The following is an 18,831-nucleotide window of genomic DNA, read 5'->3' on the forward strand; positions in this document are numbered from 1 at the left end:
TGACTCCTGAAACACTTCATCTAAGGTGACCTCCAATGTTAGCCGAGTTCAGAGAGATCTAATATGCAGCGTTTTAGATGGGGTGTGCCCCCGCGCCCGGGACCTATCAGTGCAGCTTGGCAGATGCCGGGGGATGGATCATGCCAACCGTCTTAGCCCTTTTCCCCCTGTTGTTTGTTGGGCTGACCGGTCTTGCCTTGGCTCAGCCAACAACCTCGGTGCCCCGAATCGAGGTCGCGGCTGAGCTCAAACGCCTGAGTGCCGAGTTCGGCTTTGCGATGCGCGGGGTCGAGCGGACCGAAGGTATGACAGCGCGCGCCGGCGATGGGCCCCTCGCCGACCGCCTGCGCCTACTGCTGGAGGACTGCGATCATGTGATCGTGCAGCGCCCGGACGGCGGGATCGAGCGGGTCATCATCCTGGGCGAGAAGGGGGTCTATGTCCCACCACCAGCCACCAGCAACGGGTCCAAGCCGGCAAGCAGCGATATCATCGTCCTTGTCACCCAGCGTCAAGGCAGCTCGCATCTGGTCACCCTCGGGCTCGAGGGACTGGGCAGCAGCCCACCGATCCAAGAGACCATGCTCCTTGACACCGGCGCCGAGCGGGTGGTGCTGCCGGCCTCCTTGATCTCGGGTCTTGGGCTGACGCCTGAAACCCTGACCGCCCAGACGGTCCAGACCGCCAATGGGCTGGTCGACGCCCTGATCGGGCGCATCCCCGCCGTTTGGGTCGGTCCCAAGCGGGTCGAGGACGTCGAGGTCGCCTTCATCGATGACCAGCGCCTCGGTGGGACGGCGCTCGCCGGCATGAGCCTGCTCGGGCGTTTTCAGATGACCATCGACGACGCCAAGAACCAGCTGACCTTGGTCCCGAGATGAGCTAGCCCTGACCGCGGGTGCGGGTCTTACCCAGGGCTGCGTTCTTTTCGATGAACTCGATCATCATGCCGGCGATGTCCTTGCCGGTGGTGGTCTCGATCCCCTGCAGGCCCGGCGATGAGTTGACCTCGATGACCACCGGGCCATGATTCGAACGCAGGATATCGACCCCAGCGACATTGAGCCCAATGATGCGTGCTGCCCGCACCGCCGCCGAGCGTTCCTCGGGGGTGATGCGGATGAACGAAGGGGTCCCGCCGCGGTGGAGATTGGAGCGAAACTCCCCGGGCTTGGCTTGACGCTTCATGCTGGCGACCACCTTGTCGCCGATGACAAAACAGCGGATATCGGCGCCGTTTGCCTCCTTAATATATTCCTGAACCAGGATGTTGACCTTCAGCCCCATAAAGGCCTCGATCACGCTCTCGGCGGCCTTGTGGGTCTCAGCGAGCACCACCCCGATCCCCTGGGTGCCCTCTAGGAGTTTGATCACCAGGGGGGCACCTCCAACCATTTTGATTAAATCCTGGACATCATCGGGGGCATGGGCAAAACCCGTGATCGGTAGTCCAATCCCTTTGCGCGCCAAGAGTTGAAGCGAGCGTAGCTTGTCGCGGGCACGCGCGATCGCGACCGACTCATTGAGTGGATAGACACCCATCATCTCGAACTGGCGCAACACCGCTGTCCCGTAAAAGGTCACCGATGCCCCGATCCGCGGGATTACGGCGTCGAATTCGGTCAGGTCCTCGCCCTTGTAATGGATCGATGGGGCATGTGAGGTGATGTTCATATAGCAGCGCAAGACATCGATCACCCGCGGCTCATGCCCGCGCATGCGCGCGGCCTCAACCAGGCGGCGCGTCGAATAGAGCGAGGGATTACGCGAGAGGATGGCGATCTTCATGCCCGCCTACTCTTTGCGCCCCTCTCCTTGCGGGAGAGGGGAGGTGGGCAACGCCCGCCAGGTCGCGAGCAACAGCAGGATCACCCCGATGCTGATCGCACTATCGGCGAGGTTGAAGGCCGGCCAAGGATTGAACAGGGGCAAGGGGATGAAGGGGAGATAGACCTGGATGAAATCGATCACCCGCCCCAACCACAGCCGATCGATCAGATTGCCGAGCGCACCGCCGATGATGAGGGCGAGCGCCGCGGCTTGCAGGCGCTCCTCGAGCTGAAGGCGCAAGAGCCAGAGGGTCAAGAAGACACTCATACCTAGGGCCAGAGCGACAAAGAACCAGCGTTGCCAGCCGGCGGCGCCAGCCAGCATGCCAAAGGCCGCGCCCTCGTTAAACAGCAGTGTCAGATGGAGATGCGGCGTCAGGGCGATTACTTCGTGCGGCGCAATGGCCATGAGCACCAGCCATTTGCTGGCCTGGTCAAGGATCAGCACCACCAGCGTCAACCATAACCAGCGTTTCACGCCTATCGTCTCCCGCTCCTAAACGAACCGCCGCACCTCGCCGGGACCGGCGACATTCTCGACACAGCGCCCGCACAGCTCGGGATGCTCGGGGTTTTGACCGACATCGGGGCGATGGTGCCAGCAGCGCACGCACTTGGGATGCGCTGAGGCGCTGACCCGCACAGCCAGCCCCTCGATCTCGGTCTCTGCGGCATCCGCAGGCCGCGCGGCGAGCGGGTGCAGTCTGACCGCCGAGACGATCAGCAGGAAACGCAGTTCATTCCCCAGGCGTTGTAGCAGTTCCAACAAGGGCGCGCTGCAATACAGATCCAACTCGGCAGCGAGCGAGGAACCAATCGATCCGGCCCGACGCGCCTCCTCGAGCGCTGGCCCTAGCGCCGCGCGGGCAGCAATCGCCTGGTCCCAGAAGCCGCGATCCAATGGCTCGTCCGGCGCCAAGCGGAAGAGCCCCCCGTACCAGGTCTCGGTCAGGATGGTCGCCGAGCGCTTGCCGGGGATCGCTAACCAGATCTCATCCGCGGTGAAGCTCAGGATGGGGGCGAGCCAGCGGCTCATGGCCTCGATGAGGTGATACATGGCCGTCTGACAGGAGCGGCGGGGGAGGCTGTTGGGTTGGGTGGTATATTGCCGGTCTTTGATGACATCCAGATAAAGCCCGCCCAGGTCCACCACGCAAAATTGCTGGATCTTTTGGCAGATCAAATGGAACTGATAGTCGCTGTAGGCGGCGATGACCTCTTCTTGGAGCTGATGGGCACGATCGACCGCCCAGCGGTCGAAGGCGAGCATCTGTTCGGGCGGCAATAGATCCTTCTCTGGGTCGAATCCTGCGAGATTGGCGAGCAAGAAGCGCGCGGTATTGCGGATCCGGCGATAGGCATCGGCGATGCGCCTGAGAATCTCATCCGAGACGCTCATCTCGCCGCGATAATCGGTCGCCGCGACCCAGAGCCGTAAGACATCGGCCCCAAGCGTCTGCATCACTGCCTGGGGGCTGACCACATTGCCCTTGGACTTGGACATCTTCTCGCCCTTGGCATCGACGGTGAAGCCGTGGGTCAAGACTTCGCGATAGGGCGCTGCCCCCCGCATGGCGACTGCGGTCATGAGCGATGACTGAAACCAGCCGCGATGCTGGTCTGAGCCTTCGAGATAGAGATCGGCTGGAACCCGCAGTCCCGCACGCTGTTCGAGCACGCAGGCATGGGTGACCCCAGAATCGAACCAAACATCCAGGGTGTCGTGGACCTTGTCATAGAGAACCCCCTCATCCCCCAGCAGATCCACAGGCTCGAGCTCGAACCAGGCGTCGATCCCAGCCTTCTCGACCCGTTTGGCGACGAGCTTGATGAGCTCCAGGGTACGCGGGTGGAGCTCGCCGGTCTTCTTGTGCATAAACAGGGGGATGGGCACACCCCAAGTGCGCTGGCGCGAGATACACCAGTCGGGACGATTGCGCACCATGGCCTCGATGCGGGTCTTGCCCCAGTCGGGCAGCCAGCGGACCTGATTGATCTCGCGTAGCGCCGCCTCGCGCAGCCCCTGTCTGTCCATGCTGATGAACCACTGGGGGGTGGCGCGGAAGATGATCGGGGTCTTATGCCGCCAGCAATGCGGATAGCTATGAGTGATCCGGCTTTCGAGGATCAGGTTGCCGGTCTGTTTGAGGACCTCGACCACATGCTCATTGGCGCGAAACACGTTCTCGCCGCCAAAGAGGGGCGTCCCCGGTAAGAACCGGCCGTCGGGTCCGACTGGGTTATCGACCGGTAATCCATAACGCGCTCCGACCAGATAGTCCTCGAGCCCATGACCGGGTGCGGTATGCACAGCGCCAGTGCCGGCATCCAGGGTGACATGTTCGCCGAGGATGATCGGGACCTGGCGCTCATAGAAGGGGTGATGCAAAAGGACACCCTCAAAGGCGCTGCCGCGCCCATAGCCCACCACGCGATAGTCCTGGATCGCCCAGCGATCCATGCAGTCCTTGACCAATCCCTCGGCAAGCAGGAATCGTGCATGTCCCCGCTCACAGACCGCCTCGACCAGGGCATAGTCAAGCTCGGGATTCAAGGCCACCGCCTGATTGGCCGGCAGGGTCCAGGGGGTGGTGGTCCAGATTGCGACCGACACCGGTCCCGTACCGCAGCCCGTCGGTGTGCCATGACAACGGGCCTCGATCGCTGCCGGATCGACCGCGGGAAAACGAACATCGATGGCGATCGATGACTTGTCGGTATATTCGACCTCAGCCTCGGCCAGGGCCGAGCCGCAGTCGATACACCAGTGCACGGGCTTTTCGCCGCGCTGCAGGTGCCCATTGGCGATGATGCGCCCAAGCGCGCGGATGATCTCGGCCTCGAAGGCGAAATCCATGGTCAGATAGGGCCGTTCCCAGTCGCCTAGGACCCCAAGTCGCTTGAAATCGGTACGTTGACGATCCACCTGACTCGCAGCATAGGCGCGACAGGCGGCGCGAAACTCGGCAGGGCTTAAACGCTGGCCGGGCTTGCCGTGCTGTTTTTCTACCTGGAGCTCGATCGGCAGACCGTGGCAGTCCCAACCGGGAACGAAGGGCGCATCGAACCCATCCAGGGTACGCGACTTGATGATGATGTCCTTTAAGACCTTGTTGACCGCATGACCGATATGGATCTCGCCATTGGCATATGGGGGACCGTCATGGAGGATAAAACTTGGGCATCCGGCGCGTGCCTGGCGGATGCGACTATATACATCCAATGCCTCCCAGCGGCTGAGTATCTCGGGCTCACGCTGGGGAAGGTTGGCCTTCATGGCAAAATCGGTTTGTGGCAGATTGAGTGTGTGTTTGTAATCGGTCACTGCGCTCGCATCCTGAAAGGGAAATCGGGTCGAAAACTCAAGGGTTTCAAGCTACAAGTGTGCCCATTGAGAATCAAGCCGCGCCAAACGGATGTTCTGGGCTTGATGAGGCAACAAGGCTTGCTCGGGGATGGATGGGTCGCGATACCCAAGGGCCGGCCAGGCGGCGGTTTTGTGATCCTATACTGCCTTCCGCTCGTCGCTGGGCTATACAATACCTTGTCTTACCCTGCTCATCGGCAAGGGTATCCTCTCATTCCCTAAGGGAAATATTTGCCCCGGGTCCTCGGCTTCAGCAGTGAACGAACGGCGATTTGATAAGGATGAGCTGCGCATCGGCATGTTCGTCATGCTCGACCTGCCCTGGTTAAGCCATCCGTTCCTGACAAATAGCTTCAAGATCCGCAACCAGCATCAGATCAACATCCTACGCCAGCTGGATCTTGAGACGATACGCGTCGACTTGGATCGCAGCGATCCCTTCTGGGCGCAGGACCAGTCCGACTCACCAGCAGCTGATGCCTTGGCCGATGAGGCCGGAGGACAGGCATTTACCTCTAAGCTCTGGAGCGAAAAGCATACACGCATCCAACAGCTCAAGGAACGCCGCGCCCGTCTCAATCAGTGCGCCAAGTGCTATCTGCAAAAGGCCAATCTGGCGCGCAGCATCATGTCGCACCTGCGTTCGGCCCCGGCCCAGGCGGCTGAGGAAGCGGTTGAGCTGGTCGGCGGGATGGTCGATGAGCTGACCGAGGACCCCGAGACCACGGTGCAACTGGTCAATCTCAAGCATCGAGATGAGAACAGCTACAATCATGCAGTCAATGTCTCGGCGCTCGCCTTGGTGCTCGGGCGCGAGTTCGATCTGGATCAGGCCCAGTTGCGCCTGCTCGGGATGGGGGCCTTGTTTCATGACTTGGGGCATCTCAAGATCCCCAGCCAGATCCTGATGAAAAAGGGCCCATTGACCGAGGCCGAGCGCCGGTTTTATCAACAGCACCCGCGCTATGGCGCCGAGATCGCCCGCCAGATCGGCACCCTACCTGCCGGGGTCATCGAGATCATCGTCAAGCATCATGAACACATGGATGGCAGCGGCTTCCCTGAGGGCCTATCGGCTAGGGATCTGGGTCTGCTCACCCGCATCCTGACGGTGGTCAACCGGTATGACAATCTGTGCAACGGCTTCGGCAGCGAACGGGATCTGTCGCCCCATCAGGCGATTTCGCGCATGTATTCCAAAGAGCGCCAATGGTACGATCCCAAGGTCCTAACGACCTTCATTACCCATCTGGGCGTCTATCCACCGGGAACCGTGGTGCGCTTGAACGATGGGCGGATCGCCGTAGTGACCTCGATCAATACCGAGGATCTGCTCAAACCGAATGTCTTGGTCTATTCCGAGGAGATTCCTGCTGAGGAGGCCTTGATCCTCAATCTGATCGAGGAAGAGATTGGTATTCGTGAGAGCTTGAAGATTTCCGAATTGACCCAGGCACAGATCGAATATCTCAATCTCTCGGACAAACTCAGTTACTACTTCCAAGGCCAGAGACACGGGCGGGTCCGTTGATCTACCTCGCCGCTGGATATTCTTCTGGTGAATCAAACATTGGATGCGTTTATATGCTCTATCCATTGCTCGCGTCGGTCTTGGTGTTCGGTCTATCCCTGCAACCTGTCTGGGCCGGTGATGCGCTCGATGTACCCCTGCCTGGCAAACGTTCGATCGTGCGGGTGGGTGCCATCCCCAATCCAGTGACTGAGACGGCGCGGCAAGATGCCCAGAGGCTTTTCGCTGGCCTCACTGCCAAAAAACCGGCCTTGGTGGAACAGGCGATCGCTGAGATCGAGGCCCATCGCTCCGATGAGGTTCCGGGCGGTAGCGGCTCGGCCCTGATCTGGTTGGCGCGCGCCTGGCTGAAGATGAATCAAGTTGGCTGGGAAGCAGCGCGTCCTGCCGCCAAGCTCGAGCGGGCCTATTTCGATTTCTTTCTCGCCGATGATGCCAAGCATCTCAAGGAATATCTCCAGCGCAAATATCGCGCTGGTGATTATAGCCCGCCCGATCCTGAGTCCCATCTCGATCGCCTGACCTTCCTCGATGACCTGATCCTGTTCAATAACCCCGACCGTTCGCAATGGGATGCGACTGAACGGGTCATGGCAATCATCGGCGAATTAAAACCTGAGGTCCGGCGGGCCATCGATCTAGGGGCCGGTTTTGGCTATTTCTCAACCCGAATCGCCGAGACGCTGGGCACAGGCTCGGTCGTCTATGCAGCAGATACCGAAAAGACTTATGTCGAACAGTTGCGCCGGTTTATTCTTGACTATGGGATCGAGGGCATTGAGCCGATCCTGTCCAAGACCAATGACATCGTGGTGCGCGAGCCGACCGATCTGGTCTTTATCGCCTCACTCTATCATGTGCTCTATGCCTGGAGCCAACCCGGCGAGCGCAATGCCTTCATGAAGACCCTGCATCGCACCCTGCGTCCAGGCGGTTATCTGATCATTCTGGACAATCGCGAACAGGAGGGGCGTTCATTGCATAACGCCTATGTGGATCGCGAATTTGTCTTGGCCCAGTTGTATTATTATGGTTTCGAATTGGTCAGGGATGAGAACCTGTCGCCCTATCGCTATCTCTTGGTCTTGCGCAAGTCCGCTACACCCCAGCCGCCGGTCTATACTGCAGCACCGGATCAAGACCGCATTCGGGTCGAGAACGCCGATGCGGTCATCCATATCGGCAGCCTGGATTCCTTCGATATCACGCCATCTGGGGTTGCCGCCGGGCGACTGATGCTCAAGGCGCTTGCAGGCGATCAGGACGCCGCGCGTCAGGCCATTCGCCTCTATGACAGCATCATCCCCAATGAGAATTTCGGCGGTGAATATACCGCCTTGCAATGGACCGCCCGTTATCTACTCGCCAATGAGGACGAACGGCGGGAAATGACCCGCGATCCCTTGACGGCTGAGTTCATTGCTTATCTCTCAAAGGATCACTATGCTGAGCTCAAGCATTATATCGCCCGCAAATACAAGCTCAAGGATGTGGTGAACATCGCACCCGATGAGGAGGCAGTGGATGAAAAAACCCGTGAGATCGGGATCGTCCGCCGACAGGCCTTCGAGGATTTCATCCTCTTCAATAATCCCGAACGCGACCGCTGGGAGAACTCGCCCAAGGTCATGGCGCTCTTACCTATCCAACCCGGCGATCATGTGGTCGATGTCGGTAGCGGTCCGGGCTTTTATACCTTCAAGTTTGCCGAGCGGGTGGGTCGTCAGGGACGGGTCGAGGCGTTCGACACTAAGGACTCGCACATCGACTTTCTCAACGCCCTGGCGCGTCAATGGGGCCTCGATCAGGTCGTAGGGCGCGTCTCCAAGACCGATGGTTTCAGCAGCCAGGAACCTGGAAGCGCCGATCTGGTCTTTATGTGTTCGCTGTATCACATCCTGTATGGCGTCTCGTCGCAGGCCGAGCGGGAAGGGATGATCAACAGCATCCGGCAGGCGCTCAAGCCCAGTGGGCGTCTGGCGATTGTCGATAACGGGCCAGTGCCCTCAGGTGTCTTGCCCTATCATGGTCCCTATATCCGCCGGGAGTTGATCGTCTCCCAGCTCAAGCAGTATGGCTTTGTGCTCGAGTCCAGCGCCCAGATCATTCCCCAGCGCTATCTTTTGATCTTTAGGCCCTACAGACGTCAAGCGCCTTAAGCAGACTGGAGGCTAAATCCATGAATGTACAACGCACGGCATTGATCGCCAGCTTTAGCGCCCTGATCCTCTCGCTGGTCTCGATCGGACTGCAATTGGCCCAGCGCGCCACGCCCGGGGTTCCGGTAGATGGTGGCCAGGTTGAGGCCAAGGGGCCGGTGAGCGCCTCTGAAGCCCCCAGCGCTATGACCGCTGGCACGCCCAAATCCAGTCCTTCTGACCCGCGGCTCGATGAACAGGCGCGCCGGATCGAGGCCCTGGAGCGTCAGCTCGCCCAGGTTGCGCGGGCCGTGCATGCATCTGGGCTGGATGCGGCCGCACCCCTGCTCGCCGGTTCACCAGGTAGCGAGTCGCTTTTGACGACCCTCGGCGAGCAATATGCCGCACGGGCGCGGTTTGAGGAGAATCGCCAGCGTCTCACTGAGCGGGCCGCCCAGATGCGCCAGCGCGACCGCAAGACCTATGGCGAGGCCGACTATCAGCACCTGACCGAATTGAGCAAAAAGGCGCTTCCGCGCCGTGGTGCCGAGACCGAAGCCGAACGTGCCGAACGCGAAGCGGCGCTCAACAACCTGATCGCCAACTATCCGGAATCCTGGGCGACCAGCGTGACCCTCGCTGAACAGGCCCTGGACGCGGCGATGAACCGCAATGCCAAGAATGCGGAGATGTATTACCAGTCGCTCTTGAGCCTCTCGCCCTATGAGGAGATCGTCACCGAGCAGGGGATCGACGCCATCCCAACCCTTCAGACCTATCTGGCGCGGCAATATCTCCAGGAAGGGCGTACCGAGGATGCTGCTACGCTCATCGAGGCATTGAGCGCCCAGGGTGATCGGCTGATTATCGAGCCCAATGAGATGGGTGAGCCAGTGACCCGCTCGGTGAGCGAGATCGTTGCCGATCTGCGCCAACGGATGGGCACGCAGACGCAACATTGACGCTTGCAAACCTGGTTGATCGCGCAGCGTTTGCGAGAGAAACGCCATAAACCTTGGGAGATTGCCCGTGCGCCTTTGGTCTAAAGTCAAACGAGGGCATGGATGAGGTTCGAGGGCAGCGGGGCGGGGATGGCGCAAGAGCTGATCGGCATCCTCGCTGCCTTGGCCTCGGCGGCAACCTGGGCAGCGGGTGCCCTATTGTTGAAGCCTTTTGCCGAGCGCCTGCCGGCGATGGCCTTGGCCTTCGCCAAAGGTGTCTTTAGCCTGATCGTGCTCTGCGCCCTGATCCTCCTGGCCCAGCCCGCGGCGCCATCCTGGATGACCGCAGCGGTGCTCTTCAGCAGCGGTATCCTGGGGATTGGGGTTGCTGACACCCTGTTTTTCAAGGCGCTGCGGGCGTTGTCCTCGCATTCGGTGGTGCAGCTCATGCTGCTGGGGCAGGTGGCCACCATCATTATGGCGGTGGCCTTCCTCGGTGAGCGCCTGGTCTGGCTGCAATGGGGAGGACTAGGTCTGGTGATCCTGGGGGTGGCGTTGGTCTTGCTGGACCCAGAACCAGGTGCGGAGGAAGGTGAGGGGCGTGCCACAGCACGCGGCGTACTGTTTGGTCTGGGCTCGGTGCTGGCGATGGCCTTCTCCGTCACCCTGGCCAAGGGCGCATTGGCTGAAACCGATGCGCTGACTGCGACCTGGTGGCGGATGGCGGGCGGGGTGGTATCGCTATTTGTCTCGGCGCCGATGTTTTATCTGGGGGCGGGAAATTGGTTGACGCCCCTGGTCGCCGATTGGCGGTTAGCAATCTGTTTTTGTCTGATCGCTACCCTGGTCGCCCTGGGTGGATTCTTTCTGTCGCTGGTCGCGATGAAATGGACCCCCTTGGCGATCGCCAATACCCTGCTATCGACCGAGCCCTTGTTCGTGTTATTGATCACGTTCCTCGTCTATCACCAGATCCCTAGCCGACGGCGTTTGGCGGGGAGCTTGATCGGTGTCGTGGGTGTTGCTGTTCTGTCGGTCAGGACGCTCTTGAATTAGATCGTATGGCGAGGTGTGCTGAGCATGAAGAGGGTCGATTCGATGCAAAAGCCTGACCTGCGCGCGCTCTGCGCCCAAATCCAGGGCGATGAGTCTTTTGCCGAGGCAGTCAAGGCGGCTCTCAGACTGCGCGGGGAGTCCCAAGAAGAACTCTTCGCCATTGCCTGTGAGTCGAGACTGCAGGGCTTTCCGGATCGCCGCGCCGAGGTACGCAGCGTCATCGAGATCTCTAACATCTGCAAACAACGCTGCAACTATTGCAATATCGGTAGCCCAGATACCAAGAAATATGTCATCCCGAGCGCCGATCTGGTCGAGATCGCCGCCTTTCTCTATCACGAGCGGGGCCGGCGCGTTCTGCTATTACAGGCGGGCGAAAACAAGGATCAGCGTTTTGTCGCCCATTTCGTGCATGCTTGTGCCCGCATCAAAGAGCGCATGCCCGACCTCCAATTGATCGGCTGTATCGGCAATCTCAGTCGCGTGCAATATCAGGCGCTGCGTGAGGCTGGGGTCGATCGCTATCTGTTGAAGATCGAGGCCTCACGCCCTGAGCTTTATGAAACGGTCAAGCCCAATGACCGCTGGCAGGATCGCTATCAATGTCTCTTGGATCTGCTCGATCTGGGCTTCATGGTCGGCAGCGGTATCATCGTTGGACTCCCTGGTCAGACCGAGGACGATCTAGTCGCGGATCTGCGTTTCTTGACCGGGCTTAAACTCGATATGGTAAGCGCCTCGGTCTTCATCCCTGGCCATGGCACCGTCTATGAGCACTGCCCCCCAGGGGATGTCGAGACTACGCTCAACTTCATGGCCCTGCTGCGTATCCTCAATCCCCACGCCCTTATGCCGACCACGAGCTCACTCGAAAAACTCAAACCCGATGGCCAATACCTGGGGTTGATGGCAGGGGCCAATACCCTGACTGCTCATGACGGCACTCCGGCGGCGTTTCAGCATCTCTTTCCGATCTATGACGAAACCCGTTATCGACCCAATGACGATTATTTGCGCGCGCTTGCTGCCCGTGCCGGGCTTGTCGCCGCTGCTTCTTGATAAGAAACACATACTTTTGAAATTGAGTGAGCTGTCCTGATGTCGTGGGCATGGAAAGACGAGACATGAGATTGCTGTCGTTTGCGGCGCGCGAAGGGGCCCAAGGGCTCAAGGACAAGGGGGGTGGGCGCAAGGTGGGTGAGAAGCGGGCGCTGTTGGCGGAGCAGGACGCCCAGATACGCAAGCTCATGTGCGACGGGACGCCGGATGAGCTGAAGCTGCCGTTTGCGCTGTGGAGCCGGCAGGCGGTGCGGCAGTTGATCCTCGGCTGTTTTGGCATCGAGCTCAGGCCGCAGGGGGAGGGCAAGTACATGGTGCGCTGGGGATTGACGCCCCAGAAACCGATTCGGCGCGCCTATGAGCAAAGCCCGCCGGCGGGCAAGACGTGGCTTGAGGAGATCTACCCGGACATTGCCCGGCGCGCCAAGGCCGAGGGCGCCGAAATCCACTGGGGCGATGAAACGGGGCTGCGCTCGGACGAGGTGCGCGGGCGCTCTTATGCGCCGGCGATCAAGACGTCCGAGATTCGCGTCACGCACCGTCGCGAAGGCCTGTCGGTGATCTCGACGCTGACCAACCGCGGCAAGGTGCCTTGGAAGGCGTTCGCGGGGGCGATGAACGCCGACATCCTGATCGACTTCATGAAGCGGCTGGTCAAGGACGCCAGGGGCAAGAAGATCTTCCTCATCCTCGACAACCTGCGCGTGCATCACACCAAGCCGGTCAAGGCCTGGCTGGCTGCATGCGCCAATCAAATCGAGGCCTCCTCCCTCCCCCCCTACAGCCCAGCACTGAACCCCAACGAGATGCTCAAGGCCACCATCACCGCGCAGGCGCCCTCCCGCGCCAAGGGCGATCTGAAGAAGGCGACCGTCAGCCACCTGCGCCGCCTTCTCAATTCCCCCCAACGCATCATGCGCTACTTCCAGCATCCCAAGCTCCATGATGCCGCGTAATACAAGTTCATTGGTTTCGGATCAATAATACCATGCGAGGTGCAAAGCATGAATACTCTAGTGAATACCGCAAGCCATGTCTGGGACCTGGTAGAGCCTGAACATCTGGAACAGCGCGTCCAGGAGTTCAGACGGCTGCGCGAGCTAGGGATGATCGCCCAATCAGGCGATTTTTTCCCTTCGGTGCATTATCCGCCGATCACCATGTATCCGCCCGCTGAGCCTGAGCAGGTCTTGGCGGGCTATACCCTACCGCCGGACGGTCTGTTCGACGTTTATCTGCACGTGCCCTTTTGCGAGCGGCGCTGCATCTTTTGCCATTACCCCGTCAAGTTCGGCAAATTTGGGGATAAGACCCATCCCGAGACTGAGCGCTATCTCGCGGCACTTGAGCGGGAGATGGATATCTTCCGCGAACATTTAGGGATCGATCGTTTTGTCGCCCGCTCGATCCTGGTCGGCGGTGGGACGCCAACCCTGCTTACCCCTGCCCAGCTCGACCGGATGCTGACCGCCTTCAAAGAACGGGTCGATTGTTCGCGAGTCACCCAATTCAACTTCGACGTCGATCCCGGCACCCTGGTCGATCATTATGGCGCTGAGCGGCGCCAGATCCTGCGCTCACATGGCGTCGATCGGTTGACCATCGGTATCCAGTCGCTCGATGACAAGGTCCTGGCCAAGATGCATCGTCCGCACGATGTCAAGACCGCGCTTGCAGCGATCGATGCCTGTCAGGCCGATGGCTTCCAGCTCAACATCGAGTTCATCTTCGGCTACCCGGGGCAAACGCTTGAAGGCTGGATGGAGATGATCGCTCAGGCGGTCAGGCTGGGCGTCGATGAGATCCAGCTCTATCGCCTGAAGATCGAATCCTATGGCGACGCCCAGGGACCGATCGACCGGATCGTGCGTCTGCGTCCCCAGGAACTGCCGGTCTTCGAAGATGCGATCCGCATGAAACAGGCCGCGATCGATATCCTAGCAGCGCATGGCTATCACGAGAATCTGCGGCGCGTCTTTTCCAAGGAGCCGAGTAAATACTCGCACTATGCGCACAACCAGTGCTGTCAGCTCTATGACGAGGTCGGCTTTGGCCTCACCGCCTTCAGCAGCCTGCGCGATCGCTTCTTGCTCAATACTCAGAGCTTCGAGGAGTATTATCAGCGTATCGACTCCGGACGCTTGCCGGCCAATCGCGGGCTCAAACGTAGCTTGGACGATCAAAAACGCTGGGCCGCTGTGCTTCCGCTCAAGAACCGCGACATCGACAAGGCGTTATATCGCGAGCGGACGGGGATCGAGTTTGCCGATGCCTTCCCCACCCTCTGGAAAGAGCTCGAGGGGGAAGGGTTGGTCGAGGACAAGGGCGCCTTTGCGGGGTTGACCAAAAAGGGCGCTTTCTTTGCCGACGAGGTCTGCCATCAATTCCACACCCCAGCCTATATCCCCTTTGCGCCGGATGAATATGCCCCGGGTCGACTCAATCCCTACCGGACCCAAGCTGTCGTATGAGGTATGCCACGAGCATGATCCGACAAGATCCTAAACGACCTGCGCAGCCTTTGTCTTGGATCTTGATGGGGTGCGGCATCATGATTGCCGCCCCAGGTTGCGCCGAAAACCCCCGCCCTCTACAAGGTCCGCCGCCTGTCGCCCTTGATGCCTGTCGAGGTCAGCCTGCTGCAGCGCCCTGTCAGTTTACCGATCAGGGTCAATTGATCACCGGCACCTGTCAGACACGTGGCCCCGATTGGGTTTGCATACCCGACCGAGCCCCGCCGGGCGATCGCCCGCCGCCCAATGAGGTGCTCAAAGTGTCTAATGATCCGTCATCGAGATCTGGTATCCCGCCCCGCCCACCCCAGGAGGCGCTCGATGCCTGTGTTGGCCGATCCGAGGGCGCAGATTGCGTCGTCAAGACCCCCCACGGCCCGCTCAACGGGCGCTGCGGTCCAGATCGCGCGGGATTGGCCTGTATCCCCCTCGCTCCAGTGCAGTACTCCCTTGGCGCGGTGGGCGAAACAGGCCCCAGGTGATCCCTGGTTCAGACCAATATGGTCCGAGCCAGGGGTGCTAAGGTCCATCAGGGACGTGGTGGCGGGAAGAAGAGCGGCAAAAGATGGGGGATCACTCCAGCAGGATGAGGCTCAGGGGGTTCACGGCGCGGGGGAAGAGGTGGCTCGCGACGTGGCGGCGGTCTAAAATCAGGACCCCCAGGCCCGCGCGGCGGGGGACGATCCCCTGGTTCGCTGCCAGGACCAAACGGCGGGCCACCGGGTTGGGCAAGCTGGAGCAGCGGCTGGTCCTGATCGCTCGCGTGGGCAGGATTGGATAATGGTGCAACCTCAGCGGGGCTTAGCATCGGCGTCGCATGAGGCGCCTGAATGGCCGCTTGACCCGTTGCCGTGACCATCAGCAAGGCAAGGATTGGGATCGATCGATACATGATGCGACTCCTTGATCAACAGGGACGCGGATAAGGCAGGGTGAGCCACCCGTGCCGGCAACAATCCTACTCCGGATAAGGTCTCAAATCATCTGCGGCGTTGTGCCAAGGTTCGAATCTTTCAACCTCAATGCGATACACAGAGGGGATCATCGATGCATGTATGGATTCAGAGGATCTTCGGGACGGCGGCTGCGGCTTGTCTCATGGGCTTGTCAATGGCCACCCCGGCCCAGCCCCCGGAGCGAGATTTCAAAGAGCGTTTCAATCATCAGGATATGGCCATCGAGCGAGGTAAGGACTCAGGCGCCCTGACCCGCCGCGAGGTCAGGCGGCTGCAGCGCGAACAGGACAAGGTGCGCCGCTTGATGGACGACTTGCGCCGCGAGGCCTATTCGCCACGTGAGGCACAGCGTCGGATCGACTGGCGGCTCGATTGGATTGATCGGCGGATCTATGAGCTATCGACCAACAGCGAGGTCGCACCTCATTTCCGCCCTAACTCTCCGCCGCCCCCGCCGCCGCGCTGATCGCACTTACCTCGGCCAAGGACGGCGCATTTTTCAGAATGGATTGACATGCGCACGATCGGTAAAGTCCATATAGCCCGCACTCAACCCTTGACGCCAACCCGCCCCGAGCCGGATCGGGGCGATCACCGTCTCACCCGACTGGAGATAATTGACCCCCACGCCGCCGATTACATACAGGCTACCCTCAATGCCGGGAAAACGCCGGAAGAGATAGGCCTCATTGGGCAGGCGATAGATCAGGATGAAGACCTTGGCGACATTCACCCCAAGATCCAGACCGATTGAGGGTCCCTGCCAAAAGACAGGGCGATTCTGCACCCAGCGGGTATTGAGCACCCCCCGCCCATAGCGCACCCCGAGCCCCAAGGCCGCCCCGAACTCTTCACCCGCGATATAGGCATTGGGCTCGCCCTGATCGCGAAAGGCCTTTTGCACGGCCAACGCTAGGTTCTCTGCCCCTTGACCGAAAAAGGCATCGACCTGTGCCAAGATCTCTTGCTCGCTATAGGTCGGGCGCTGTGGGGGGGCGTCTGGAGCAGGCGGCTGGGCCGGGAGATTTGCACCGAGTGCCATCAGCCCGATCAGCAGGAATAGGAAGGATTGCCAGCGTTGTCTCATTGATGCCTTGTGGTGTGATTGGCATGGGCAAGTGGGTACAAGTCTAGGGATGACTCATGGGGGCGACAAGCACAACCACGTCTGGGTTGATCCCAGACGATGATCGGTGATGACGATGAGAGAGGCCTGTGCAACGGACACACCGTTTTTGGCGCGTGTGCCGCTGGCGAAAAGATACTTGCGAGCGCTTCTTCGTTTTAGATCATCGGTATCTGCTCTCAAGAAAGTGCGCAAACAGGCGCACTGTGCTCTTCCTGCCCCGAATGCGGAGCGCATTTGTCTCTGACAGGAGTGACTTTCCCGACTACGGCAGAGACCCTCTCTGCTGTAGCTCCGCCGTTACCGGACGGACTCGCCACGGGTAGGGCAACGCTGACCAACCGCGGCAAGGTGCGTCGGAAGGTGTTCGCGGGGGCGATGAACGCCGACATCCTGATCGACTTCATGAAGCGGCTCGTCAAGGACGCCAGGGGCAAGAAGATCTTCCTCATCCTCGACAACCTGCGCGTGCATCACACCAAGCCAGTCAAGGCCTGGCTGGCTGCATGCGCCAATCAAATCGAGGCCTCCTCCCTCCCCCCCTACAGCCCAGCACTGAACCCCAACGAGATGCTCAAGGCCACCATCACCGCGCAGGCGCCCTCCCGCACCAAGGACGATCTGAAGAAGGCGACCGTCAGCCACCTGCGCCGCCTTCTCAATTCCCCCCAACGCATCATGTGCTACTTCCAGCATCCCAAGCTCCATGATGCCGCGTAATACAAGTTCATTGGTTTCGGATTAATAATCGCGGCGTTCGGCACTGAAGACACAGACGGGCTTCTCACAAACTCGGTAATGCCGTCTGGCGTCACACCAAAAACTCGGCGGAATCTAGCGGTTCCCGCCGGCGTTGTCGAAAAGGCGCACATTAGCTTGGAACTCCTAAAAGCCGCGGTTCTTGAGCTAGCCCAAGCTAACCCAGAAGGTATCACCAATTCCGATGCGTCCAAGGCTCTGCCCTGCCCGCAATTCTTTTGGACACGCAATTGGGGTAAATAGACGTGTGTGAAGAAGGAGCGGGAAATGCTGAATGAGAGTGAGGGTGGTGGGGTTGCGCTGGGTGCGCTGGAAGGGGCGCGTAGCGCGGCGGGCGAGGTCAAGCGCTGGTCGTCGGGGCGGAAGAAACAAATCGTGCTGCGCCTGCTGTGGGGCGAATTGGTGGATGCCCTGTTGCGTGAGCTGGCGGTGCCGATATACCGGCTGGAGGAGTGGCGCGACCGGGCGCTGGCGGGGATCGATGCAGGGCTCAAGGAAGGCGAGAACGATCCGGTTGAGAAACAACGCGATGATGCCAACTGGCGCATTGGCGAGTTGGTGATGCAAGTCGAGATCCTGCGCAAGGAAAGGCAGGCGAAGCGTCCTTGGGTCGGCAGGAGGTCGTTGCGATGAGCCAGATGATCTCGCCGGGTACTGGAGTTCGCCCGCTCGACCCTTGACGCCCAGCAGTCCAGAGAGAGCGCCAAGGTGGTTCTGCTGCATCCGACGCGGCGCGGACCGAAGCCGAAGATTTCTGACGTCGACCTACTGGCCGCCATTCGAGCTGACCTAGAAGCTTCGCCGTTCGTCGGCGAAGGCCATCGCAAGGTCGGGGCGCGGCTGCGCATCCTTTCTGGCATCCGCGTGTCCAAGGATCGCGTCTGCCGCCTGATGCGCGAGAACGCCTTGCTGTCGCCGCACCGGGTACCGCAGGGTTCGCCCTCTGCCCACGATGGGTCGATCCAGGCCGAGGCGCCGAACCAGATGTGGGGCACCGACGGCATCCGCATCCAGACCGTCGACGCCTGCTGTGTCAGTATCCATAGGGCTTCAGGCCGAGTTCAGCACTACCGCCGCCTACGCCGGTAAGGGGCTCAAGCTGCGCATGGATCATGGCACGCAATACACCGCCGACGACTTCCTAAAACAGATCGCGTTCTGGGGTATCGACCAGAGCCTCGCCTTTGTTGCTGAGCCCCAGACCAATGGCGTGACCGAACGCTTCAATCGGACGCTGAAGGAGCAGGCCATCCACGCACGCCTCTTTTGCAACCTTAAAGAAGTCCGGCAGGCTGTCACCGAGTTCAGGAATCGTTACAATCGCCACTGGCGACTCGAAAAACTGGGCTTCATGTCACCCCTCGAAGCCCGGCAGGCTTATGCCCTCCAAAAGGCCGCATGAACTGCAAATCAGTGTCCAATCAACTGCGGGCAGTACAGCTTCGATTCAGGCTCAGGCGTCACGGCCTCTCGGTTTACCCACTCGTTCCATTTCTGAGCGTTGCCAGCCTCGATCTCGGAGCCGAGCGGTGCGCAAGGTACTTGTTTTTTGTCTA

At 60.2% G+C, this 18,831-nt stretch carries 17 protein-coding genes; 13 read left to right on the plus strand and 4 right to left on the minus strand.

Annotated features, from left to right (window positions below):
* Positions 1-140 precede the first annotated feature (140 nt).
* Positions 141-881 (plus strand): retropepsin-like aspartic protease family protein, encoded by a 741-nt coding sequence (locus GWK36_RS03735; RefSeq protein ID WP_166270015.1) that lies wholly within the window; start codon positions 141-143, stop codon positions 879-881.
* 1 nt (position 882) lies between these two features.
* Here GWK36_RS03735 and rimK read toward each other — a convergent pair whose 3' ends face one another.
* The 3 genes from rimK to ileS are packed head-to-tail and all read right to left on the minus strand — an operon-like array spanning position 883 to position 5,154.
* Complete coding sequence (gene rimK, locus GWK36_RS03740) at positions 883-1,788, minus strand: 30S ribosomal protein S6--L-glutamate ligase (protein WP_166270016.1); 906 nt, start codon at positions 1,786-1,788, stop codon at positions 883-885.
* Positions 1,789-1,794: 6 nt separating this feature from the next.
* Positions 1,795-2,307, minus strand: coding sequence for a signal peptidase II (gene lspA, locus GWK36_RS03745; RefSeq protein ID WP_166270017.1), 513 nt, complete (start codon positions 2,305-2,307; stop codon positions 1,795-1,797).
* An 18-nt stretch (positions 2,308-2,325) separates the two neighbouring features.
* Positions 2,326-5,154, minus strand: coding sequence for an isoleucine--tRNA ligase (ileS, locus tag GWK36_RS03750; RefSeq protein ID WP_166270018.1), 2,829 nt, complete (start codon positions 5,152-5,154; stop codon positions 2,326-2,328).
* Between the two features lie 298 nt (positions 5,155-5,452).
* On the opposite strand from ileS, the gene GWK36_RS03755 reads away from it, so the two are divergent.
* The 8 genes from GWK36_RS03755 to GWK36_RS03790 all read left to right on the plus strand — a co-directional run bounded on the left by GWK36_RS03755 (position 5,453) and on the right by GWK36_RS03790 (position 15,856).
* Complete coding sequence (locus tag GWK36_RS03755) at positions 5,453-6,727, plus strand: HD-GYP domain-containing protein (RefSeq protein ID WP_166270019.1); 1,275 nt, start codon at positions 5,453-5,455, stop codon at positions 6,725-6,727.
* A gap of 53 nt (positions 6,728-6,780) precedes the next feature.
* The gene (locus GWK36_RS03760; RefSeq protein ID WP_166270020.1) at positions 6,781-8,886 is read left to right on the plus strand and encodes a methyltransferase domain-containing protein; all 2,106 of its coding nucleotides are present in this window, start codon (positions 6,781-6,783) and stop codon (positions 8,884-8,886) included.
* Positions 8,887-8,906: 20 nt separating this feature from the next.
* A complete protein-coding gene (locus GWK36_RS03765; protein ID WP_166270021.1) occupies positions 8,907-9,827 on the plus strand; it encodes a hypothetical protein in 921 nt (306 codons plus the stop codon).
* 102 nt (positions 9,828-9,929) lie between these two features.
* Entirely contained in the window at positions 9,930-10,862 is a 933-nt protein-coding gene (locus GWK36_RS03770) for a DMT family transporter (RefSeq protein WP_166270022.1), read from the plus strand.
* 42 nt (positions 10,863-10,904) lie between these two features.
* Entirely contained in the window at positions 10,905-11,921 is a 1,017-nt protein-coding gene (locus GWK36_RS03775) for a biotin synthase BioB (RefSeq protein ID WP_166270023.1), read from the plus strand.
* A gap of 65 nt (positions 11,922-11,986) precedes the next feature.
* Positions 11,987-12,877: an IS630 family transposase gene (locus tag GWK36_RS03780; protein ID WP_425482775.1), complete on the plus strand. Its 891-nt coding sequence runs from the start codon at positions 11,987-11,989 to the stop codon at positions 12,875-12,877.
* Between the two features lie 48 nt (positions 12,878-12,925).
* The gene (locus GWK36_RS03785) at positions 12,926-14,392 is read left to right on the plus strand and encodes a coproporphyrinogen-III oxidase family protein (protein ID WP_166270025.1); all 1,467 of its coding nucleotides are present in this window, start codon (positions 12,926-12,928) and stop codon (positions 14,390-14,392) included.
* A gap of 1,152 nt (positions 14,393-15,544) precedes the next feature.
* On the plus strand, positions 15,545-15,856 hold the full coding sequence (locus GWK36_RS03790) for a hypothetical protein (protein WP_166270026.1): 312 nt from the start codon (positions 15,545-15,547) through the stop codon (positions 15,854-15,856).
* A gap of 33 nt (positions 15,857-15,889) precedes the next feature.
* Here GWK36_RS03790 and GWK36_RS03795 read toward each other — a convergent pair whose 3' ends face one another.
* Positions 15,890-16,477: a DUF1134 domain-containing protein gene (locus tag GWK36_RS03795; RefSeq protein ID WP_246237657.1), complete on the minus strand. Its 588-nt coding sequence runs from the start codon at positions 16,475-16,477 to the stop codon at positions 15,890-15,892.
* Positions 16,478-16,753: 276 nt separating this feature from the next.
* On the opposite strand from GWK36_RS03795, the gene GWK36_RS03800 reads away from it, so the two are divergent.
* The 4 genes from GWK36_RS03800 to GWK36_RS03815 all read left to right on the plus strand — a co-directional run bounded on the left by GWK36_RS03800 (position 16,754) and on the right by GWK36_RS03815 (position 18,677).
* Entirely contained in the window at positions 16,754-17,236 is a 483-nt protein-coding gene (locus tag GWK36_RS03800; protein ID WP_166270027.1) for a transposase, read from the plus strand.
* A gap of 306 nt (positions 17,237-17,542) precedes the next feature.
* The gene (locus GWK36_RS03805; protein WP_166268975.1) at positions 17,543-17,908 is read left to right on the plus strand and encodes an IS3 family transposase; all 366 of its coding nucleotides are present in this window, start codon (positions 17,543-17,545) and stop codon (positions 17,906-17,908) included.
* Between the two features lie 75 nt (positions 17,909-17,983).
* Positions 17,984-18,364 (plus strand): IS3 family transposase, encoded by a 381-nt coding sequence (locus GWK36_RS03810; protein WP_166270028.1) that lies wholly within the window; start codon positions 17,984-17,986, stop codon positions 18,362-18,364.
* Positions 18,365-18,380: 16 nt separating this feature from the next.
* Entirely contained in the window at positions 18,381-18,677 is a 297-nt protein-coding gene (locus GWK36_RS03815) for an integrase core domain-containing protein (RefSeq protein WP_166270029.1), read from the plus strand.
* Positions 18,678-18,831: the final 154 nt, after the last annotated feature.

Source organism: Caldichromatium japonicum (genome assembly GCF_011290485.1).
Lineage (GTDB): Bacteria > Pseudomonadota > Gammaproteobacteria > Chromatiales > Chromatiaceae > Thermochromatium > Thermochromatium japonicum.